Here is a 20,274-nt window from a genome sequence, read left to right on the forward strand (position 1 = left end):
CATGAGCAAGCTGGCAGGCAAGGTAGCGGTCGTCACGGGCGCATCGAAGGGCATCGGCGCGGGCATCGCGAAGGCACTGGCCGACGAAGGTGCGGCGGTCGTCGTCAACTACGCGAGCAGCAAGGCGGGCGCGGATGCGGTCGTGAGCGCGATCACCGAGGCGGGCGGCCGCGCGGTCGCCGTCGGCGGCGACGTGTCGAAGGCCGCCGATGCGCAGCGCATCATCGATACCGCGATCGACACGTACGGCCGTCTCGACGTGCTCGTCAACAACTCCGGCGTGTACGAATTCGCGCCGATCGAAGCGATCACCGAGGAACACTACCGTCGGCAGTTCGACACGAACGTGTTCGGCGTGCTGCTGACCACGCAGGCGGCCGCCAAGCATCTCGGCGAAGGCGCGAGCATCATCAACATCAGCTCGGTCGTGACCAGCATCACGCCGCCGGCCAGCGCCGTGTACAGCGGCACGAAGGGCGCGGTCGACGCGATCACCGGCGTGCTCGCGCTCGAGCTCGCCCCGCGCAAGATCCGCGTGAACGCGATCAACCCGGGGATGGTCGTGACCGAAGGCACGCACAGCGCGGGCATCATCGGTTCCGATCTCGAAGCGCAAGTGCTCGGCCAGACGCCGCTCGGGCGGCTCGGCGAGCCGAACGACATCGCGTCGGTCGCCGTGTTCCTCGCATCGGACGATGCACGCTGGCTGACCGGCGAGCGCCTCGTCGCGAGCGGCGGGCTGCGCTGAGCATCCGTGCAGTACGCGCGAACGGTGCGTGTGCGCCGTTCGCGCCGCTACGCGCTCATCGCCAGCGCATTCGCGCCGACGTGCCACCGCAGGCATTCGACGACGAGTGCGTGATTGTCTTCGGAGCCGAGCCCCGCGATCGTCATCGCGCCGACGATGCCGGCGCCGTCGAGCCGCAACGGCACGCCGCCGCCGTCGAGCGCGTAGTCGTCGTCCGACAGGCCGTGCGTGCGCAGCGACCAGCCGGCGCGTCGAAAGCACGCGCCGACCGCGAGCGAACTCTGGCCGAAACGCAGCACCGTGTTCTGCCGGCGGCGAATCGTATCGCTGTCGTGCGCGTCGCTGCCGTCAAGCGCGCAGTAGAACAGCGGCGCCTGCCCGCCGACGACGGCGACCGCGATCGGCAGCCCGCGGCGCGACGCGAGGTTGACCGCGATTTCTCCGATGCGGCGTGCGATGGCCGCATTGAAGTGCGGTAGCGCCGGGTTCGACGCATCGTCGTCGAAGGCGTGGGGTTCGAGGCGAAAGAGGGGCGTCACCATGGCGGCTCCGTGGCGTTGCCGGCGCGGTACGCGCGTGCCGGGCGTCGCATCGTCACGGGCCGCGCGCGGGCCCGTCTTCCGTTCAGTGCTTCGGCGTTTCAGCACGTCAACGCTTCAGCGTTTCGGCGCCGCGTCGAGCATCCACTCGTGCGCGGGATCGTTCTTGAATGCCCACGCGCGGCTTGGGCCCGCCATCACGTTCAGGTAGTACAGGTTGTAGCCGTGAGGCGCGACCACCGGGTGATAGCCGCGCGGCACCATCACGACGTCGTGGTTCTCGACCGCGCACGCCTCGTCGAGGCTGCGGTCGTCGGTGTACACGCGCTGGAACGCGAAGCCCTGCGGCGGATCGATCCGGTGGTAGTAGGTTTCCTCGAGCGACGTCTCGTCGGGCGCCGCGTCGCGGTCGTGCTTGTGCGGCGGATAGCTGCTCGAATGGCTGGCCGGCGTGACGACTTCGACGACGAGCAGCCGGTCGGCGGCCGCGTTGTCGCCCATCAGGATGTCGCACACGTAGCGCGTGTTGGTGCCTTGCCCGCGCACCGAGCGGCGCATCCGCTCGCCGTCGAGGCGCTGCACGCGCTTGTCGCCGCTCGCGTACGGCGCGGTGCACAGCGCGACTTCCGCATCGCGCGTCGCGACCAGCGTGACGGTTTTGCCGCCCGGCACGTACAGCGCGTCCGGCGACACGTCCTCGAATACGCTGTCGCGCTTGCCGAGTGCGTCGTAGGCTTCGCCGTCGACGTCCGCGCGTACCGTGCCCGTCAGCACGACCACGCACAATTCGCGCGTGCCGGTGTCGAGCGTTTCGGTGTCGCCGGCCTTCAGGCGCAGCGCGCGAAAGCCGACATGTTTCCAGCCGGCCGATTCGGGTGTGACGTTGCAGATTTCGCGGTCGGCGGATGCCTTGACCAGCAGGGGAGAAATCGTCATGAAGTGGGTCTCCGCAATAGGGTAGGGCTCGGACGCTCGGGTGCTGGCGCGCGAACTCACGCGCTCAATCGATCGACGATCGCGCGCAGCGACTCGTAGCCCTTCTTCGCATACGCATAGCTCGGCGCGACGGCCGGGTCCTGCTCGGCCTCGACGACGAGCCAGCCTTCGTAGCCGGCGTCCTTCAGCGTGCGCAGCGTCGCGTCGTAGTCGAGCGCGCCGTCGCCCGGCACCGTGAAAGTGCCGTTGATCACGCCGTTCAGGAAGCTCCAGCCGTCGTTGCGCGCCTTGTTCACGACCTGCGGCCGCACGTCCTTGCAATGCACGTGCGCGACGCGCGACACGTGCTTCTTCAGCAGCGCCACCGGGTCGGCCGCGCCGCCGAAATACGCGTGGCCGGTGTCGAACAGCAGGAACACCTTCGCGGGATCGGTCAGCGTCATCAGCCGGTCGACGTCGTCCGGCGACTCGACGTACGCGCCCATGTGGTGATGGTAGGCAAGCTTGATGCCGTACGTGTCGAGCAAGTGCGCGCCGAACGCGTCGAGGCGCGACGCATAGCGTCGCCACGCTGCGTCGTCGACGAAACGCGGCCGCTTCGCGACCGGCGTGTCGATGTTGCCCTGGATCGTGCCCGCGCATTCGCCGTACACGACGACCTTCACGTCGTTGTACTGCAGCTTCGTCATGTGCGCGCGGCAGCGCTCGATCTCCGCCGCGACGGCATCGGCATCGGTCATGCACGGCGAGACTTCCGCGAGGAAGCCCGAATACCAGCCCGACACGCACACGAGCCCGAATTCGGCGAGCTTCGCCTTCAGTTCGGGGCCCGTCTTCGGAAACTTGTTGCCGAGCTCGAAGCCCGCATAGCCGATTTCGGCGCCTTCCTTCAGCGCCGTTTCGAGCGGCGTCTCGCCGCCGAGCGACGGCAGGTCGTCGTTCATCCACGACAGGGGATTGATACCGATGCGGACGTTCCAGCTCATGACGTGTTTCCTGGGTTCGAATGTTGTTGTCTCGGCGCGGCCGATGGAAAGGGTGGTGGATCAGCGCCGCTGGCGGGTCTTCGCATCGAGATACGCGCGGTGCGCCGCTTCGACGCCGGCGCGTTCGGACACCTGCGGCACCGCGACTTCCCACCACGCGCCGCCGTCGTCGGTCGTGCGGCGGTGCGTGGTGTCGATCACGAGCACCTGGCTTTTCGTCGCCGCCCGCGCGCGCTTCATTTCGTCGCGCAATTCACCGATGTCGCGCACGTGCACGGCTTCGGCGCCCATCGCGCGCGCATGCATCGCGAAGTCGATCGTCGAGCGTTCGCCGCCTTCGGGCACGCAGTCGTCGAGCATGTTGTTGAAGCTCGCGCCGCCGCAATTGAGTTGCAGCCGCTCGATGCAGCCGTAGCCGCGGTTGTCGAGGATCACGACGATGAGCTTGCGGCCGAGCATCACGGAGGTCGCGAGCTCGGCGTTGAGCATCATGTACGAGCCGTCGCCGACGATCACGATCACTTCGCGCTCCGGCCGCGCGAGCTTCGCGCCGAGGCCGCCCGCGACCTCGTAGCCCATGCACGAATACGCATAGTCCATGTGGTAGTTGCCCGGCACGCCGCTGCGCCACAGCTTGTGCAACTCGGCCGGCAGCGTGCCGGCCGCGCAGACGACGAGATCGTCGCGCGCGCTGTCGCGCCCCGCGTCGGCCGCGGAGTCGCGCACCGCGCCGATCACTTCCGCGTCGTACGGCAGCGTGTCCTTCGGAATCCGCGTGGTCAGGTCCGTCACGCGCGCATTCCATGCGGCGGCCTGGTCGCGGTTCGCGGCGGTCCACGCCGGGTCGGCGCGCCAGCCGGCCAGCGCGGCCGACAGCTGGCCGAGGCCCGTGCGCGCATCGGCCACCAGTTGCCGGCCGCGTTTCTTGCCGGCGTCGAACGGCTGCACGTTCAGGCTCAGCAGCGTCGCGTCGCCGTAGAGCGCGTGCGAACCGGTCGTGAAATCCTGCAGCCGCGTGCCGACCGCGAACACGACGTCGGCCTGCGCGGCCGCGCGGTTCGCGGCGGGCGAGCCCGTCACGCCGATCGAGCCGAGGTTCAGCGGGTGGTCCCACGCGAGGCTGCCCTTGCCGGCCTGCGATTCGGCGACCGGCACGCCGTGCGTGTCGGCGAACGTGCGCAGCGCGTCCCACGCCTGGCTGTACAGTACGCCGCCGCCCGCGACGATCAGCGGTTTTTTCGCGGCCTTCAGCACGTCGAGCGCATCGGCGAGTTCGAGCGCATCCGCCGGCGAGCGGCGCATCCGGATCACCGGCGGCGCGAAGAAATCCTCGGGCCAGTCGTACGCGAAGGTTTGCACGTCCTGCGGCAGCGCGAGGCACACGGGCCCGCACTGCGCGGGATCGGTCATCACCTGGATCGCGCGCGGCAGCGCGACGAGCAATTGCTCCGGCGACGTGATGCGGTCGAAGTAGCGCGTCACGGGCCGGAAGCAGTCGTTCGCGCTGACGTCGCCCTGTTCGAAATCCTCGACCTGCTGCAGCACCGGGTCGGGCAGCCGCGACACGAACACGTCGCCGGGCAGCAGCAGCAGCGGCAGGCGGCCGACGTGCGCGAGCGCGGCGGAAGTGAGCATGTTGGTCGCGCCGGGGCCGATGCTCGACGTCGCGGCCATCATCCGCTGGCGGAAATTGGCTTTCGCGAACGCGACGGCCGCGTTGGCCATGCCTTGCTCGTTGTGCGCGCGAAACGTCGGCAGCCGGTCCTTCTCCGCGTGCAGCGCCTCGCCGAGCCCGGCCACGTTGCCGTGGCCGAAGATCGCGAACACGCCGCCGCAGTACGGCAGGATCTCGGTGCGGCCGTCGGGCTGGACGACTTCGGCGCGCAGGGCGGCCAGGTAGCGCACGAGCGCCTGGCTGACGGTCAGTCTTACGGTGGTGGTCATCGTCGGTCGATAGAGAGAAGTCGGGTGGTCGTCACGAACACGGGCATCAGGCCGCGGCGGCGCGCGCGGCGGCCCGGCGGCCCAGCCACGCGTCGACCAGTCGGGCGAAGTTGCCGGCCACTTCGTCGATCAGCGCCTGGTCGTCGATCCGGCCCGCGAACCAGTTCAGCGACGCATCGGCCCACAGCGTGCGCCCGACCATGAAGCCCTTGACGATCGGGTTGGTCGCCGAGCGGAAGCTGTCGACGAGGTATTGCAACGGCTGGTTCAACCCGAGGATCACCGCGCCGCGGCAGTACGGGTCGCGCTCGGCGATCAGCGCGGCGAGCCGCGCCCAGCCGTCGGCGGTGAGCGGCGTGAGCTTCCACCATTCGGGTTTCACGCCGAGGTTGTAGAAGCGCGCGACCGTGCGCAGCACCGCGTCGTCCTCGGTGCCGGCCGGCGTGACCGCGCGCGGCGGAATCATTTCCAGCAGCAGTTCGTTGCCGCTCGCGCGCGTGGCTTCCCACAGTTCCAGCACGCGCTGCTCCTGCTCGACGCGCAGGTCGACGTGGTCGTCGGGGTGATAGTGGACAAGGCACTTCACGACCTGTTCGGTCGGCCAGTGCGTGAGCGACGAGCCGACCGAGCGCGTGTCGTCGAAGCGCAGCGGCCGCGAGCCGGGCAACTCGACCGGGCGGCCGACCCACCAGCCGCGCCCGGTGGCCGACGCGAGCGCGTCGCTGCCGTACGCACCGCCGTCGATCAGCACACCGACGTGGCCCGCGATGCCGCGATCGCGCTCGACCTGTTCGACCGCGCGCACGAGCAGGCGCTTCAGCGTCTTGATCCGCGCTTCGTCCGCGCCGGCCTGCACCGCGAGCTCGTAGAACTGGCTGCGATGGTCGAACGCCATCACGCAGAGATCGTCCCATTCGCGGCGCGGCACCGTCACACGATGCAGGTGCGCGAGCGTGCGGTCTGCATCGACCACCGGGTTGCGACTGCCGTCGAACCAGTGCGCGAGTTCGGCCGGCGTCGGCATCGCGGCCGAGCATGCGTGGCGCGACACGACGATCGCGCCGCATGCGTTCGCGATACGCGTCGATTCGGCCCAGTCGCGCCCGCGCAGCAGCCCGGACAGCAGCCCCGACAGGAACGCGTCGCCCGCGCCGAGCACGTTGAGCACTTCGACGCGCTCGCCGAGAAAGGTCGGCGCATCGTCGATGCGCGCGGGAACGTCGCCTTCGATCACGCAGCAGCCGAGCGCACCGCGCTTGACGACCAGCGTCGCGTTCGTGATCGCGCGCACCGCGTGCAACGACGCGATCAGATCATGCGGCACGCCGCCCGCGATCAGGAATTCCTCCTCGGTGCCGACCAGCAGGTCGAATTCGCCGAGCACCTGCTGCAACTGCCGCGTCACCTGCGCGTCGGGCACGTAGCGGTTTTCGCCGGCGCCTCGCGCGGTCAAGCCCCACAGCACCGGCCGGTAGTCGATGTCGAGGATCCGCACGGCGCCGTGGCGGCGCGCATACGTCAACGCGGTCAGCGACGCCTCGCGCGTGCCCGGCGTCGACAGATGCGTGCCGGTGATCGCCAGCGCGCGGCAACCGGCGATGAAGTCCTCGCTGATCTCGTCGGCGCGCACGGCCATGTCCGCGCAGTTCTCGCGCACGAACAGCAGCGGGAACGTATCGCGATCCTTCAGCCCGAGCAGCACCAGCGCGGTCAGGCGCTCGCGGTCGGTCTGCAGCTGGCTCGTGTCGCAGCCTTCGCGCTCGAGCGTCTCGCGCAGGAAGCGGCCCATCTGCTCGTCGCCGACGCGCGAAATCATCGCGGTCTTCAGCCCGAGCCGCGCGACGCCGAACGCGACGTTGCCCGACGAGCCGCCGAGATACATCTGGAAGCTGCGCGCGTCCTCGAGGCGGCTGCCGTACTGCTGCGCATAGAGATCCACGGCCACGCGGCCGAGGCAGGCGAGATCGATGGGGCGGTCACTCGGAAAGTTCAGCAGGCTCATATCACGTGTCACGCTCGCGGCCGGCGTTCGGCGCTGCCGGCAGATTAGGGGACCGATCCGGGGGCGGCTGTCCGCAGCATGAGCTGTACGACATGGGGCTGCCTGTCGCCGGGATTCGGGCTACGGAACGCAGTCTAGACTTTTTGGAAATCCAGTTCCCTAGGTGAAATCACGTAGAAATAAATTTCCAAATTTTCGAGGAAGTGATCTACAGTTTCATCCGGATGCTTCAGTCCCGATCGGACCCGATCGGACTCGGCCCGGCGGCGCGCAACGCGCCGTCTTCCGCCCCCGGAGATGAGGAGACAGATTGATCATGAAGACCAAGCTGATGGCCGTCGCGGCCGCCGCGATCCTGGCTGCGCCGCTCGCGCATGCCGAGAAGATCGGCGTGACGATGGCATCGTTCGACGACACATTCCTGACCATCCTGCGCAACAGCATCGCCGATTCGGCGAAGAAGGACGGCGCGACGGCGCAGATCGAGGACGGCGGCAACGACGTCGGCAAGCAGTTGAGCCAGGTCCAGAACATGATCGCGCAGAAGGTCGACGCGATCATCGTGAACGCGGTCGATACCGACGCGACGCCGAAGATCACGAAGATGGTGACCGCCGCGAAGATCCCGCTCGTGTACGTGAACCGCAAGCCGGTCGATTTCGACAAGCTGCCGGCCGGCGTCGCGGTCGTCGCCTCCGACGAAAAGCAGTCGGGCACGCTGCAGGCGCGCCAGGTGTGCAAGCTGCTCGGCGGCAAGGGCGACATCCTCGTGCTGATGGGCGAACTGTCCAACGAATCGGCGCGCGCCCGCACGAAGGACATCGAGGACGTGATCGCGACGAAGGATTGCTCGGGCATGAAGATCGTCGACAAGCGCGAAGGCAAGTGGAGCCGCACGCAGGGCCAGGACATCACGATGAACTGGCTGAGCTCCGGGACGAAGTTCGACGCGATCGTGTCGAACAACGACGAAATGGCGATCGGCGCGATCAACGCGCTGAAGGCCGCGCGCAAGCTGACGCCGAAGACGGTCGTCGCGGGCATCGACGCGACGCCGGACGGCCTTGCGGCGATGAAGGCCGGCGAGCTGAAGGTATCGGTCTACCAGAACGCGACCGGGCAGGGCGCGCAGGCGGTGGCCGCGGCGCTCAAGCTCGCGAAGAAGCAGCCGGTCGATCGCTACGTGAACGTGCCGTTCGAACTCGTGACGCCGGAGAACATGAACCAGTACGCGAAGCACTGACCGGTTTTTCCGCTGAACTGCGCGGGCCCGGCGCGGCCGGGTTCGCGCGCGATTTTCGAGGTACGTCCATGTTTACAGCCAGGATCGCGCGCTCGATGGCCAGCGAAAGCGCGCCGGCCGCGTCGTCCGCCGCGCCGGGTTCGTCCGGTGCGCCCATGGCCGACTGCGTGCTCGAGGTGCGCGGCGTCGGCAAGTCCTTTCCCGGCGTCGTCGCGCTCGACGGCGTGCAATTCCGCGTGCGCCGCGGCACCGTGCATGCGCTGATGGGCGAGAACGGCGCCGGCAAGTCCACGCTGATGAAGATCATCGCGGGCGTCTACACGCCCGACCAGGGCGAAATCCTGATCAACGGCGAACCGGTCGTGCTGAACGGCCCGCTCGACGCGCTCGACCGCGGCATCGCGATGATCCATCAGGAACTCAACCTGATGCCGTACATGACGGTCGCGGAGAACATCTGGATCCGCCGCGAACCGAAGAACCGCTTCGGCCTGATCGATCACGCCGAGCTGCGCCGCCGCACGGCCGCGCTGTTCGAGCGGTTGTCGATCGACATCGATCCGGAAACCGACGTGCGCACGCTGACGGTCGCGAGCCGGCAGATGGTCGAGATCGCGAAGGCCGTGTCGTTCGACTCGGACGTGCTGATCATGGACGAGCCGACCTCCGCGCTGACCGACAAGGAAGTCACGCACCTGTTCCGGATCATTCGCCAGCTGCGCGAGCAGGGCAAGGGCATCGTCTACATCACGCACAAGATGAACGAGCTGTTCGAGATCGCCGACGAGTTCTCGGTGTTCCGCGACGGCAAGTACATCGGCACGCATGCGTCGAGCGACGTCACGCGCGACGACATCATCCGCATGATGGTCGGGCGCGAGATCACGCAGATGTTCCCCAAGGAGGCGGTGCCGATCGGCGACGTCGTGCTGTCGGTGAAGGATCTGTGCGTCGACGGCGTGTTCCGCGACGTGAGCTTCGAGCTGCGCGCGGGCGAGATCCTCGGCGTGGCGGGCCTCGTCGGCTCGGGGCGCTCGAACGTCGCGGAGGCGCTGTTCGGCGTCGTGCCGGCCACGTCGGGCGAGATCCGCATCGACGGCAAGCCGGTGCGGATCGCGACGCCCGCGCAGGCGATGAAGCACGGGATGGCGTTCCTCACCGAGGACCGCAAGGATTCCGGCTGCTTCCTGAATCTCGACCTGCTCGCGAACATGGAGGCGGCGGTGCTCAGCCGTCGCTACGTGAAGTTCAATTTCGTGCAGCAGGCGCAGTTGAAGCGCGACTGCGAGGAAATGAGCCGGATGCTGCGCGTGAAGTCGCCCGGGCTGCACGAGGAAATCCAGAACCTGTCGGGCGGCAACCAGCAGAAGGTGCTGATCGGCCGGTGGCTGCTCACGCAGCCGCGCATCCTGATCCTCGACGAACCGACCCGCGGCATCGACGTCGGCGCGAAGGCCGAGATCCACCGGCTCGTCAGCGCGCTCGCCGGCAAGGGCGTCGCGGTGCTGATGATCTCGTCGGAAATGCCGGAAGTGCTGGGGATGAGCGATCGCGTGATGGTGATGCACGAAGGACGCATGACCGGCATCGTCGATCGCAAGGACGCCGACCAGGTCCGCATCATGGATCTCGCGTCGCGCTGAGCCGAAACAAGATTGGAGACAACTGAAATGGGCAACCTGAACCCGGTCGCGGATGCGCAGACCATGACACTCAAGTCGCGGCATGCGAAGTGGCCGCCCGAACTGAGCATCTTCCTCGTGCTGGTCGGCATCAGCCTGTTCTTCGAGGTCGTCGGCTGGATCGTCGTCGGCCAGAGCTTCCTGTTCAATGCCGAGCGGCTCGAGATCATCGTGCTGCAGATGGCCGTGATCGGCATCATCGCCGTCGGCGTGAACCTCGTGATCATCACCAGCGGGATCGACCTGTCTTCCGGGTCGGTCGTCGCGGCGGCCGCCGTCGTGTCGGCGAGCCTCGCGCAGGTGTCCGACTTTCCGCGCGCGGTGTTTCCGCACCTCACCGACCTGCCGGTCATCTGGCCGGTGCTGGCCGGCGTGTGTGTCGGGCTGCTGGTCGGTCTCCTGAACGGCACGCTGATCGCGATGACGGGCATCCCGCCGTTCATCGCGACGCTCGGCACGATGGTCGCCGCGCGCGGCTTCGCGAAGTGGTTCACCAACGGGATGCCGGTGTCGATGCTGACCGATCCGTTCGCGGCGATCGGCGCGGGCGCCAATCCGGTGATCATCTTCGTCGTGATCGCCGCGATCTTCCACGTCGTGCTGCGCTATACGCGCTTCGGCAAGTACACCTATGCGATCGGTGCGAACCGCCATGCGGCCGTCGTGTCGGGCATCAACGTCACACGGCACCTGATCTTCGTCTATGCGATCGCGGGCCTCCTGAGCGGGATCGCCGGCACCGTGACGGCCGCACGCGCGATCTCCGGCCAGTCCGGCATGGGCGTGATGTACGAGCTCGATGCGATCGCGGCCGTCGTCATCGGCGGCACGTCGCTGTCGGGCGGCCTCGGCCGCGTGACGGGCACCGTGATCGGCGTGCTGATCCTCGGCGTGATGACGTCGGGCTTCACGTTCATCCGCATCGACGCGTATTACCAGGAGATGGTGAAGGGCGCGATCATCGTCGCGGCCGTGATCGCCGACCAGTACCGCAACAAGAAGTCGCGCCGCTGAACGCACGCGCGAGCCCCGAATCCGTATTCGCCAAGGAAGCCCGATGAAGATCGCGTTGGACCCCTACATGATTCGCCACCTGCCGCTCGACCGGCTGCCGCATGCGGTGGCCGAGCTCGGCTACGACCAGATCGAGCTGTCGCCGCGCAGCGACTTTCTCGACTGGTGGGTGATGCCGCGCGCGACGCGTGAGCGCATGGCCGCGTTCCGCCAGGCGATGCGCACGAGCGGCGTCGGCCTCGCGTCGCTGCAACCGATGTACCGCTGGGCGAGCCCGTTCGACGACGAGCGGCAATGGGCCGTGCGGTGCTGGAAGAAGGCGATCGAGGTGGCAGTGGAGATGGAATGCCCGCTGATGGTGTCCGAGTTCGGTCGTGGCGCGTCGCCCGAGCGCTCGGTCGGCGAGCGGCCGGGCGCGAACCCGAAGGAGCTGTGCGAGGCCGCGTGGTTCCGCTCGATGGACGAGCTGCTGCCGATCCTCGAGCGCGAACGCATCGTGCTGTCGGTCGAGCCGCATCCGGAGGACTGGATCGAGCAGCTTCAGCCGGCGATCGACATCGTGACCAATATCGATTCGCCGTCGCTGAAGCTGTCGTATATCGCGCCGCACACGTTCTACTACGGCGACGACATGGCCGAGATGATCGCGCAGGCCGCGCCGATCCTCGCGCACGTGCGCGTGGCCGATACGTTCGACCACCGCAAGAGCAGCCAGCTGCGCTACATCGTGAACCCGCCCGGCTCGAACCAGATCCGCGTGCACCAGCATCTCGACATCGGGCAGGGCGAGATCGACTGGGACGCGTTCTTCGGCGCGCTCGGCGCCGCCGGCTTCGACGGCGTGATGTCGTCGTGCGTGTTCGCGTGGGAGGACCGCGCGGAAGCGTCGTCGCGCTACATGCGCGACACGATCCAGCGCTACGTCGATCGCCATTTCGATCGCACCGCGCGCTGACTGATGACCGATTGCCCACCGGCGCGGCACGGGCCGCGCCGCTGATGAACGAACGACTGGAGACAACTGCATGACCTTGCAAATCGGCGTGATCGGCTGCGGCGCGATCGGCCAGGACCACATCCGCAGACTGACCCGCACGCTGTCCGGCGCGCGCGTCGTGGCCGTCAACGACATCGATCCGCAGCAGGCGCGCGACGCGGTGACGAAGTACGGGCTCGACGCCGAGATCTACGGCGACGGCCACGAAGTGGTCGCGGCCGCCGACGTGCAGGCCGTGCTCGTCACGTCGTGGGGGCCGACGCACGAGGCGTTCGTGCTCGACGCGATCGCGCACGGCAAGCCGGTGTTCTGCGAGAAGCCGCTGGCCGTCACGGCCGACGGCTGCATGCGGATCGTCGAAGCCGAGGTCGCGCACGGCAAGCGGCTCGTGCAGGTCGGCTTCATGCGGCCGTACGACGAAGGCTATCGCGCGCTCAAGCGCGTGATCGACAGCGGCCAGATCGGCGCGCCGCTGATGCTGCATTGCGCGCACCGCAACCAGTCGGTCGGCGAGCGCTATACGACCGACATGGCGATCACCGACACGCTGATCCACGAACTCGACGTGCTGCGCTGGCTGCTCGGCGAGGATTACACGCGCGCGCAGGTCGTCTATCCGAAGAAGACGCGCCATGCGAGCGCGCATCTGGCCGATCCGCAGATCGTGCTGCTCGAAACCGCGAGCGGCGTGCGCATCGACGTCGAGATCTTCGTGAACTGCCAGTACGGCTACGACATCCAGTGCGAGGTGGTCGGCGAGCAGGGCATCGCGAAGCTGCCCGATCCGCCGGCCGTCGGGCTCAAGCATGCGGCGCGGCAGTCGGTCGAGATCATGACCGACTGGAAGGAGCGCTTCATCGCGTCGTACGACGTCGAGCTGCAGGCGTTCATCGACGGCGTGCGTCAGGGCGCGCTGACCGGGCCGTCCGCGTGGGACGGCTACGCGGCGGCGGTCGCGGCCGACGCGTGCGTGCGCGCGCAGCAGAGCGGCGCGGTCGAGCCGATCGCGATGGCCGACCGTCCCGCGTTCTATCGCGGCTGACCGTGACCGCTTGCCATTTACCTGGACCGACCGACATGACGATGAAGATTGGCTGCGCGCCGTGCTGCTGGGGCGTCGACGACGTGAAGAACCCGCACCTGCCGCCATGGCGGCAGGTGCTCGCCGAGGCCGCGCAGGCCGGCTACTCGGGCATCGAGCTCGGGCCGTACGGCTACATCCCGCTGGACCTCGGCGTGGTGAGCGCCGAGCTCGAACGCCAACGCCTGAGCATCACGGCCGGCACGATCTTCGACGATCTCGTGTCGCCGGAGAACCTGCCGAACCTGCTGCGCCAGACGCGCGACATCTGCGCGCTGATCACGCAGTTGCCGAAGCTGCCGACGCAGGACGGCCAGCGCCATGCGGCGCCGTACCTGGTCGTGATGGACTGGGGTCACGAGGAGCGCGACTACGCGGCCGGCCACGGCGATCGCGCGCCGCGGCTGTCCGACGCGCGCTGGGCGCGGATGGTCGACCATATCCGGCAGATCGCGGCGATCGCGCGCGACGAATTCGGCGTGCGCGCGGTGATCCATCCGCATGCGGGCGGTTATATCGAGTTCGCGGACGAGATCGACCGGATCGTTGCCGATATGCCGGCCGAGACGGCGGGCCTGTGTCTCGACACGGGCCATCTGCATTACTCGGGCATGGACCCGGAAACGTGGCTGCGCCGCCATGCGGCACGGCTCGACTACGTGCATTTCAAGGATATCGACGCGGCCGTATACGACGCGGTGATGGGCGAGCACATTGCGTTTTTCGCGGCCTGCGCACGCGGCGTGATGTGTCCGATCGGCACCGGCGTGCTCGACTACCCGGCGATCCGCCGCGCGCTCGTCGACATCGGCTATGCCGGCTACATCACGATCGAACAGGAACGCGACCCGCGCAACGCCGGCACGAGCTTGCGCGACGTCGCCGCGAGCCGCGCGTTTCTCGCGTCGGCCGGTTTTGCATGACCCCCTGAACACGCACCAGGAACACACCATCATGATTGACGGACAGATTCTGCTTGGACATTCGATTCGCTGGGGCATGGTCGGCGGCGGGCTCGGCAGCCAGATCGGCTACAGCCACCGGTCGGCCGCGCTGCGCGACGGCAGCTTCCAGCTGGTCGCGGGCGCATTCGACATCGATCCCGAACGCGGCCGCCAGTTCGGCGTGAAGCTCGGCGTCGCGGCCGAGCGCTGCTATCCCGACTACGCGACGATGTTCGACGCCGAGGCGCGGCGCCCGGACGGCATCCGCGCGGTGTCGATCGCGACGCCGAACAACACGCACTTCGAGATCTGTCGCGCCGCGCTGAACGCGGGGCTGCACGTGGTCTGCGAGAAGCCGCTGTGCTTCACGACCGAGGAGGCCGAGGCGCTGCAGCGCCTGTCGGTCGAGAAGAACCGGATCGTCGGCGTCGCGTACGGCTACTCGGGGCACCAGATGATCGAGCAGGCGCGCGAGATGATCGCGCGCGGCGATCTCGGCGAGATCCGCATCGTGCAGATGCAGTTCGCGCACGGCTTCCACAGCGAAGGCGTCGAGGCTGCCAGCGCGGCCGCGCGCTGGCGCGTCGATCCGAAGTTCGCGGGCCCGAGCTACGTGCTCGGCGACATCGGCACGCATCCGCTGTACATCTCGGAAGTGATGGCGCCGGAACTGAAGATCAAGCGGCTGATGTGTTCGCGGCAAAGCTTCGTGAAGAGCCGCGCGCCGCTCGAGGACAACGCGTTCACGATCATGGAATACGACACCGGCGCGATCGGCTACGTGTGGTCGAGCGCGGTGAACGCCGGCTCGATGCACGGGCAGAAGGTGCGCGTGATCGGTTCGAAGGCGAGTATCGAATGGTGGGACGAACATCCGAACCAGTTGCGCTACGAAATCCAGGGGCAGCCCGCGCAGGTGCTCGATCGCGGGATGCCGTACCTGCATCCGCACGCATTGCGCGAAGACCGCATCGGCGCCGGCCATCCGGAAGGACTGTTCGAAGCATGGTCGAACCTCTACGCGCGCTTCGCGCTCGCGATGGACGCGGCCGATCGCGGCGATGCCGCGGCGGCGAAGGCGATCCGCATTCCGGACGTGCATGCGGGCGTCGAGGGCGTGCGCTGGGTCGAGAATTGCGTGCGGTCGGCCGACGCGGGCAGCGTGTGGGTCGACTATCGCTGAACGGAGGCGGGCCGGCTGCGTCGCGCTTCGTCGCGACGGCCGGCCTCGTCGGTACACACCCTGATCTTTACGCCGCCGCGAGCGCGTTGGACAATCGCTTCCAGTCTTGCCGTGGAGCGTATGCAAGTGATGATCGAGCGCGTGGGAGCGAGCGGGCGGCGCGGGCCGTGCCGCAAACGTGATTAAATTCGCCCTTCATGCATGTATCCAGTCGAGCCCCGGGCCGCGCCGGCCAGCCACGCGCGCATCGGGGCCGTCAACTTCGCGCTATCCGATGAGCTCATCCGAGAAACCGCCCGCCACCGTCGAGGCGTTCCTGCAGCACCTGACGCAGGAGTACGACGGCCTCAGCAATCGCCTGAAGGTGATTGCGCGCCACGTGGAAACACATCGGGACCAGCTTGGGCTGGAGGGCATCCAGTCGCTCGCGGAGGCCTGCGGCGTCCAGCCGTCGGCGGTCGTGCGCTTCGCGAAGCACTTCGGCTTCTCCGGGTTCTCCGAGATGCAGCGGCTGTTCCGCGAGGGGCTCGCGCAGCAGATCGCGCCCGGGCGCGCATACAACCTGCGTGTGCGCGACGTGATCGAATCGGGTTCGTCGAGCCTGCAGCCCGAACAGATCGCCGACGAGTTCATCAAGGGCAGCATTGCCGGTATGCAGCAGTTGCGGCAGACGCTCGATTCGCACGCGCTCGCGCAGGCTGTCGACCTGCTGGCCGATACGCAGGCGATCTGGATCGCCGGGTCGCGGCGCGCGTTTCCGATCGCCGTGTATCTCGACTATGCGCTGCAGCATACCGACAAGCGCATCGGGCTGTTCAGCGCGCTCGGCAGCATGCATCTCGGCCAGATTCGCTCGGTGCGCGAAGGCGACGTGATGATCGTGATCTCGTTCATGCCGTACGCCGACGAGACCGTGCAGGTTGCGCAGCAGGCCGCGCAGCGCGGCGCGCGGCTGATCGCGATCACCGACAGCCGGATGAGCCCGCTCGCGCGGGAGGCGGAAGTGACGCTGATGGTGCAGGACAGCGCGACGTTCGGCTTCCGCGCGCTGACGGCCACGATGGGCCTCGCGCAGAGCCTGTTCGTCGCGCTTGCGTACCGGCTCGAGCTGTCGTACCTGCCGACCGCCGACGGCGCGCACGGCACGAAGGCCGGTTGACCTCGACGACCGGTGCGTCGCCCGCCGAACGGATCGGCCGACGGCGCACCGGTCGGCTTACTTCGCGGTCGGCATCGCGAATTCGGCGCCCTTGCCGATGCTCGACGACCAGCGCTGCATCACCGACTTCTGGCGCGTGTAGAATCGCACGCCTTCCTCGCCGTACGCGTGCATGTCGCCGAACAGGCTCTTCTTCCAGCCGCCGAAGCCGTGCCACGCCATCGGCACCGGGATCGGCACGTTGATGCCGACCATCCCGACCTGGATGCGCCGCGCGAATTCGCGGGCGATGCCGCCGTCGCTCGTGAAGCACGACACGCCGTTGCCGAACTCGTGCGCGTTGATCAGGTCGACCGCTTCGCCGAAATCCTTCACACGCACGCAGCCGAGCACCGGCCCGAAGATTTCTTCCTTGTAGATCCGCATGTCGGGCCGCACGTGATCGAACAGCGTGCCGCCGGTGAAGAAGCCGGCCTCGCGGCCCGGCACGCGCAGCCCGCGGCCGTCGACCACCAGTTGCGCGCCTTCGTTCACGCCTTGCTCGATATAGCCTTCGATGCGCTTGAGCGCTTCGCCGGTGACGATCGGGCCCATCTCGACTTCCGGCGACATCCCGTCGCCGATCACCAGCTTGCGCGCGCGCTCGGCCACGGCCGGCACGATCTTGTCGGCCACGTCGCCGACCAGCACCGCGATGCTGATCGCCATGCAGCGCTCGCCGGCCGAGCCGTACGCGGCACCGATCAGCGCATCGACCGCCTGCTCGATGTTCGCATCGGGCATCACGACGAGGTGGTTCTTCGCGCCGCCGAGCGCCTGCACGCGCTTGCCCGACTGCACCGCGCGCTGCTGCACGTAGGCCGCGATCGGCGTCGAGCCGACGAAGCTGACGGCCTGCACGTCCGGGTGGTCGAGGAGGGCGTCGACCGCGCCCTTGTCGCCCTGCACGACGTTGAACACGCCGGCCGGCAGGCCGGCCTGCGTAAGCAGGTCGGCGATGAACAGCGCGGCCGACGGGTCGCGCTCGCTCGGCTTCAGCACGAACGTGTTGCCCGTCGCGAGCGCGACCGGAAACATCCAGCACGGCACCATGCACGGGAAGTTGAACGGCGTGATGCCCGCGACGACGCCGAGCGGCTGGCGCATCGTCCAGTTGTCGATGCCGGTGCTGACCTGGTCGGTGAAGTCACCCTTCAGCAGTTGCGGCACGCCGCACGCGAATTCGACGATGTCGATGCCGCGCGCGACTTCGCCCTGTGCGTCGGAGAACACCTTGCCGTGCTCGGCCGTGATGATCGCCGCCAGCGTGTCGCGGTGCTCGTTCATCAGTTGCAGGAAGCGGTGCAGGACGCGCGCGCGGCGGATCGGCGGCGTATCGGCCCAGGCCGGGAACGCGGCGTGGGCGGACGCGACCGCCCGGTCGACTTCGTCGTTGCCGGCGAGTGCGACGCGGCGCACCGCGCGGCCGAGCGACGGGTTGAGGACGTCCTGGAAGCGGCCGCTGCGGCCGGCGACGGGCGCGCCGTCGATGTAGTGGCCGACGTCGGCGTCGGACGTATATGCGGGAACCGTGGTCATGCGCGTCTCCTGGAATGGGGGGGATGGACCGCACCTAGTCTAGGCAAAGCGGCCAGGCGCGAGAAGGCCGCGCAGCTTGATTCACTGTTCAGAATTCTGAATAATCACTGGATGAATCAGCAAAATGTCCAGGCGCTCTGGCCGCATATCCATTCGCTGACGGTGCTGGCCGCGGCCGGCAGCTTCACGGCTGCCGCGCAGCGGCTCGGCATCAGCAAGGCCGCGATGAGCCAGCGCATCGCCGATCTCGAAAAGGCGGCCGGCGTGCCGCTCGTGCGCCGCACCACGCGCAGCGTGCGGCTCACCGATGCGGGCCAGACGCTCGTCGACAGCACGCGCGACGCGTTCGAGTCGATCGGCCAGCACTTCGCGCGCGTGAAGGATCTCGCCGGCGAGCCGCGCGGGCTGCTGCGCGTCACGGCGCCGGTCGCGCTCGGGCGCCAGCAGGTCGTGCCGCACTTGCCGGATTTCCTGCGCCAGCATCCGGGCGTACAAATCGAGCTCGACCTGTCGGACCGCCTGCATTCGCTGACGCAGGAGGGCTTCGATCTCGCGATCCGCCATACGACCACCGCGCCGCAGACCCACGTCGCGTGGAAACTGTGCGACACGCGTTCGCTGCTGGTCGCGAGCCGCGACTATCTCGACACGCGCGGCGCGCCGCGCCACCCGAGCGAGCTCGTCGATCACAGCTGCCTGTGCTACCTGCGCGAGCACGAGCCGGCCGCGTGGAGCTTCGAGCCGGACGGCCGACGGCGCGAGCGCGTGAGCGTGCCGGTGCGCGGCAGTTTCGCGGCGAACAACAGCGAGGCGATGCGCGAGGCCGCGCTCGGCGGGCTCGGCATCGCGCTGCTGCCCGATTTCAGCGCGCGGCGCGATCTCGACGCCGGCCGGCTCGTCGCGCTGCTCGACGGCTGGCGGCCGTCGGGCGCGTTCGGCGATCACATTTTTGCGATCCGTCCGTACAGCCCGGTCGTGCCGAGTGCGGTGCGCGCGCTCGTGCGGCACCTGCGCGAACGGCTCGCGGGCGGCTTCTCCGGCGCGTGAGCCGGGTGCCGGCGGGCGTCTGGCCGTGGGCGGCCCGGGCGCGCACGGCGGCGCTGCGGTAAAATCGCGGCTTCCTCCCGCGCCATGTGTGGCGCGTCATTCGAAGGTCGACAGCCGATGCAGATTCACAAGGAAGTGGATGCGCGCGGGCTCAATTGCCCGTTGCCGATCCTGCGTGCCAAGAAAGCGCTTGCCGATATGGAAAGCGGGCAGATCCTCAAGGTGCTCGCGACCGATCCGGGCTCGCAGCGCGATTTCGCCGCGTTCGCGAAGCAGACGGGCAACGAGATCGTCGAATCGACGACCCAGGACAAGACCTTCGTGTTCCTGATGCGCCGCCGCTGAAGGCGCGCATCACGTGTCCCGCGGCGCCAGGCGCCTCGCCCAGGCTCCTGTTCCACTGGAAAGCGCTAGCCGCGCTTCTCTGACAATTCTTAAACCTCGTTGCGTGACCGGCTGCGTATACTGACCCGGCCGGTCGTCCGCTCCCAGCGGAGGCGCCGGCCACGGTACGTCGCACGGCGGGCTCGGGGGCCATGCCTGACGCTACCGTCGTACAACGGGGAGAGGACATGTCCTTCAGACCAGGGACCCTTCGAAGTCCGTCCGGAGCGGAAAGCATTGCGCCCGTGCGCACCTCGGAATTGAGCCGGATCGAGCTCGATCCGCAACAGGACCGCCACGCGCGTGCCGCGCTGGAGGCCTATGCGGATTCGGCCGCGGCCGAGATGCCGTGGCTGTCCGAGTGGCTGGACGAACGGCTGCGCGACGCCGCGCGGGACGACGGCTCGGGCCCGACCTACTGCGGGGCGACGATCGAACGCGTGTTCGATTTGGCGCAGGCATGGGCGGCGGGCCAGCCCGACTACGCGGCCGGCGCGTGGGAGCGCGTGCGCGACCAGCTGCAGCGGATGCTGGCGCAACCGCCGCTGCCGCGGCGGCCGTCGCCACGCATGCCGACGGATGATTTCGCCGAGCCGGTGGCCGGCATCGTGGGCGCCGAATAGGCGTCCGGTTGCGCAAGAGAAAGGATTATTCGAAGAAAGGGTGATAGTCCGCGCAATTTCTTGGCGAATTTCATACTACTATGATGAAATCGCCGGTTCGTCCGTGCCCCGTTTTTGAGATATTTAGCCGGGGTCGCCGGCTTGCGCAGGTGGCGCGAGCGGCGAACGAGGGCTCGCAGGCCGG

18 protein-coding genes are annotated in these 20,274 nt (G+C 68.2%); 12 read left to right on the forward strand and 6 right to left on the reverse strand.

The features are described from left to right. Position 1: 1 nt before the first annotated feature. Positions 2-748, forward strand: coding sequence for a glucose 1-dehydrogenase (locus CFB81_RS06845; protein ID WP_069621305.1), 747 nt, complete (start codon positions 2-4; stop codon positions 746-748). A 47-nt stretch (positions 749-795) separates the two neighbouring features. Here CFB81_RS06845 and CFB81_RS06850 read toward each other — a convergent pair whose 3' ends face one another. From CFB81_RS06850 to iolC, 5 genes are all read right to left on the reverse strand, one after another. Continuing rightward, the gene (locus CFB81_RS06850; RefSeq protein ID WP_089434903.1) at positions 796-1,290 is read right to left on the reverse strand and encodes a heme-degrading domain-containing protein; all 495 of its coding nucleotides are present in this window, start codon (positions 1,288-1,290) and stop codon (positions 796-798) included. Between the two features lie 114 nt (positions 1,291-1,404). Beyond that, positions 1,405-2,223: a 5-deoxy-glucuronate isomerase gene (gene iolB, locus CFB81_RS06855; RefSeq protein ID WP_069621307.1), complete on the reverse strand. Its 819-nt coding sequence runs from the start codon at positions 2,221-2,223 to the stop codon at positions 1,405-1,407. A gap of 56 nt (positions 2,224-2,279) precedes the next feature. Further along, positions 2,280-3,209, reverse strand: a complete 930-nt coding sequence (gene iolE, locus CFB81_RS06860) for a myo-inosose-2 dehydratase (RefSeq protein WP_089434904.1) — start codon at positions 3,207-3,209, stop codon at positions 2,280-2,282. A 60-nt stretch (positions 3,210-3,269) separates the two neighbouring features. Further along, complete coding sequence (iolD, locus tag CFB81_RS06865) at positions 3,270-5,153, reverse strand: 3D-(3,5/4)-trihydroxycyclohexane-1,2-dione acylhydrolase (decyclizing) (RefSeq protein WP_089434905.1); 1,884 nt, start codon at positions 5,151-5,153, stop codon at positions 3,270-3,272. A gap of 46 nt (positions 5,154-5,199) precedes the next feature. Further along, positions 5,200-7,155, reverse strand: a complete 1,956-nt coding sequence (gene iolC / locus CFB81_RS06870) for a 5-dehydro-2-deoxygluconokinase (RefSeq protein ID WP_089434906.1) — start codon at positions 7,153-7,155, stop codon at positions 5,200-5,202. Between the two features lie 316 nt (positions 7,156-7,471). Between iolC and CFB81_RS06875 the strand changes: the two genes are divergently transcribed. The 8 genes from CFB81_RS06875 (at position 7,472) to CFB81_RS06910 (ending at position 16,458) form a co-directional block, all read left to right on the forward strand. Continuing rightward, complete coding sequence (locus tag CFB81_RS06875) at positions 7,472-8,398, forward strand: sugar ABC transporter substrate-binding protein (RefSeq protein ID WP_069621464.1); 927 nt, start codon at positions 7,472-7,474, stop codon at positions 8,396-8,398. A 68-nt stretch (positions 8,399-8,466) separates the two neighbouring features. Then, positions 8,467-10,041, forward strand: a complete 1,575-nt coding sequence (locus tag CFB81_RS06880; protein ID WP_069621311.1) for a sugar ABC transporter ATP-binding protein — start codon at positions 8,467-8,469, stop codon at positions 10,039-10,041. A gap of 27 nt (positions 10,042-10,068) precedes the next feature. Next, positions 10,069-11,094: an ABC transporter permease gene (locus CFB81_RS06885; protein WP_069621312.1), complete on the forward strand. Its 1,026-nt coding sequence runs from the start codon at positions 10,069-10,071 to the stop codon at positions 11,092-11,094. 43 nt (positions 11,095-11,137) lie between these two features. Beyond that, positions 11,138-12,049, forward strand: a complete 912-nt coding sequence (locus tag CFB81_RS06890; RefSeq protein WP_089434907.1) for a sugar phosphate isomerase/epimerase family protein — start codon at positions 11,138-11,140, stop codon at positions 12,047-12,049. A gap of 70 nt (positions 12,050-12,119) precedes the next feature. After that, positions 12,120-13,133 carry a Gfo/Idh/MocA family protein gene (locus tag CFB81_RS06895; RefSeq protein WP_089434908.1) on the forward strand — a complete coding sequence of 338 codons (1,014 nt, stop codon included), beginning with the start codon at positions 12,120-12,122 and terminating at the stop codon, positions 13,131-13,133. A 35-nt stretch (positions 13,134-13,168) separates the two neighbouring features. Further along, positions 13,169-14,095, forward strand: a complete 927-nt coding sequence (locus CFB81_RS06900; RefSeq protein WP_089434909.1) for a TIM barrel protein — start codon at positions 13,169-13,171, stop codon at positions 14,093-14,095. 31 nt (positions 14,096-14,126) lie between these two features. Next, positions 14,127-15,299, forward strand: a complete 1,173-nt coding sequence (locus tag CFB81_RS06905) for a Gfo/Idh/MocA family protein (protein ID WP_069621316.1) — start codon at positions 14,127-14,129, stop codon at positions 15,297-15,299. A 274-nt stretch (positions 15,300-15,573) separates the two neighbouring features. Then, on the forward strand, positions 15,574-16,458 hold the full coding sequence (locus CFB81_RS06910) for a MurR/RpiR family transcriptional regulator (RefSeq protein ID WP_069621317.1): 885 nt from the start codon (positions 15,574-15,576) through the stop codon (positions 16,456-16,458). 57 nt (positions 16,459-16,515) lie between these two features. Here CFB81_RS06910 and CFB81_RS06915 read toward each other — a convergent pair whose 3' ends face one another. After that, a complete protein-coding gene (locus CFB81_RS06915; protein ID WP_069621318.1) occupies positions 16,516-18,036 on the reverse strand; it encodes a CoA-acylating methylmalonate-semialdehyde dehydrogenase in 1,521 nt (506 codons plus the stop codon). A 111-nt stretch (positions 18,037-18,147) separates the two neighbouring features. On the opposite strand from CFB81_RS06915, the gene CFB81_RS06920 reads away from it, so the two are divergent. From CFB81_RS06920 to CFB81_RS06930, 3 genes are all read left to right on the forward strand, one after another. Beyond that, entirely contained in the window at positions 18,148-19,083 is a 936-nt protein-coding gene (locus tag CFB81_RS06920) for a LysR family transcriptional regulator (protein ID WP_069621319.1), read from the forward strand. A 117-nt stretch (positions 19,084-19,200) separates the two neighbouring features. Then, positions 19,201-19,428: a sulfurtransferase TusA family protein gene (locus tag CFB81_RS06925; protein WP_006402122.1), complete on the forward strand. Its 228-nt coding sequence runs from the start codon at positions 19,201-19,203 to the stop codon at positions 19,426-19,428. Between the two features lie 227 nt (positions 19,429-19,655). Next, positions 19,656-20,090 carry a peptidase gene (locus tag CFB81_RS06930; RefSeq protein WP_089434910.1) on the forward strand — a complete coding sequence of 145 codons (435 nt, stop codon included), beginning with the start codon at positions 19,656-19,658 and terminating at the stop codon, positions 20,088-20,090. Positions 20,091-20,274: the final 184 nt, after the last annotated feature.

The organism is Burkholderia sp. AU28863, assembly GCF_002223195.1.
GTDB classification, from domain to species: domain Bacteria; phylum Pseudomonadota; class Gammaproteobacteria; order Burkholderiales; family Burkholderiaceae; genus Burkholderia; species Burkholderia sola.

Coding starts and splice junctions, on each gene's coding strand:
- CFB81_RS06925 (WP_006402122.1), top strand. CDS start 19,201: ATGCAGATTCACAAGGAAGTGGATGCGCGCGGGCTCAATTGCCCGTTG.
- iolC (WP_089434906.1), bottom strand. CDS start 7,155: ATGAGCCTGCTGAACTTTCCGAGTGACCGCCCCATCGATCTCGCCTGC.
- CFB81_RS06905 (WP_069621316.1), top strand. CDS start 14,127: ATGATTGACGGACAGATTCTGCTTGGACATTCGATTCGCTGGGGCATG.
- iolB (WP_069621307.1), bottom strand. CDS start 2,223: ATGACGATTTCTCCCCTGCTGGTCAAGGCATCCGCCGACCGCGAAATC.
- CFB81_RS06930 (WP_089434910.1), top strand. CDS start 19,656: ATGTCCTTCAGACCAGGGACCCTTCGAAGTCCGTCCGGAGCGGAAAGC.
- iolD (WP_089434905.1), bottom strand. CDS start 5,153: ATGACCACCACCGTAAGACTGACCGTCAGCCAGGCGCTCGTGCGCTAC.
- CFB81_RS06845 (WP_069621305.1), top strand. CDS start 2: ATGAGCAAGCTGGCAGGCAAGGTAGCGGTCGTCACGGGCGCATCGAAG.
- iolE (WP_089434904.1), bottom strand. CDS start 3,209: ATGAGCTGGAACGTCCGCATCGGTATCAATCCCCTGTCGTGGATGAAC.
- CFB81_RS06910 (WP_069621317.1), top strand. CDS start 15,574: ATGAGCTCATCCGAGAAACCGCCCGCCACCGTCGAGGCGTTCCTGCAG.
- CFB81_RS06885 (WP_069621312.1), top strand. CDS start 10,069: ATGGGCAACCTGAACCCGGTCGCGGATGCGCAGACCATGACACTCAAG.
- CFB81_RS06890 (WP_089434907.1), top strand. CDS start 11,138: ATGAAGATCGCGTTGGACCCCTACATGATTCGCCACCTGCCGCTCGAC.
- CFB81_RS06920 (WP_069621319.1), top strand. CDS start 18,148: ATGAATCAGCAAAATGTCCAGGCGCTCTGGCCGCATATCCATTCGCTG.
- CFB81_RS06915 (WP_069621318.1), bottom strand. CDS start 18,036: ATGACCACGGTTCCCGCATATACGTCCGACGCCGACGTCGGCCACTAC.
- CFB81_RS06880 (WP_069621311.1), top strand. CDS start 8,467: ATGTTTACAGCCAGGATCGCGCGCTCGATGGCCAGCGAAAGCGCGCCG.
- CFB81_RS06895 (WP_089434908.1), top strand. CDS start 12,120: ATGACCTTGCAAATCGGCGTGATCGGCTGCGGCGCGATCGGCCAGGAC.
- CFB81_RS06900 (WP_089434909.1), top strand. CDS start 13,169: ATGACGATGAAGATTGGCTGCGCGCCGTGCTGCTGGGGCGTCGACGAC.
- CFB81_RS06850 (WP_089434903.1), bottom strand. CDS start 1,290: ATGGTGACGCCCCTCTTTCGCCTCGAACCCCACGCCTTCGACGACGAT.
- CFB81_RS06875 (WP_069621464.1), top strand. CDS start 7,472: ATGAAGACCAAGCTGATGGCCGTCGCGGCCGCCGCGATCCTGGCTGCG.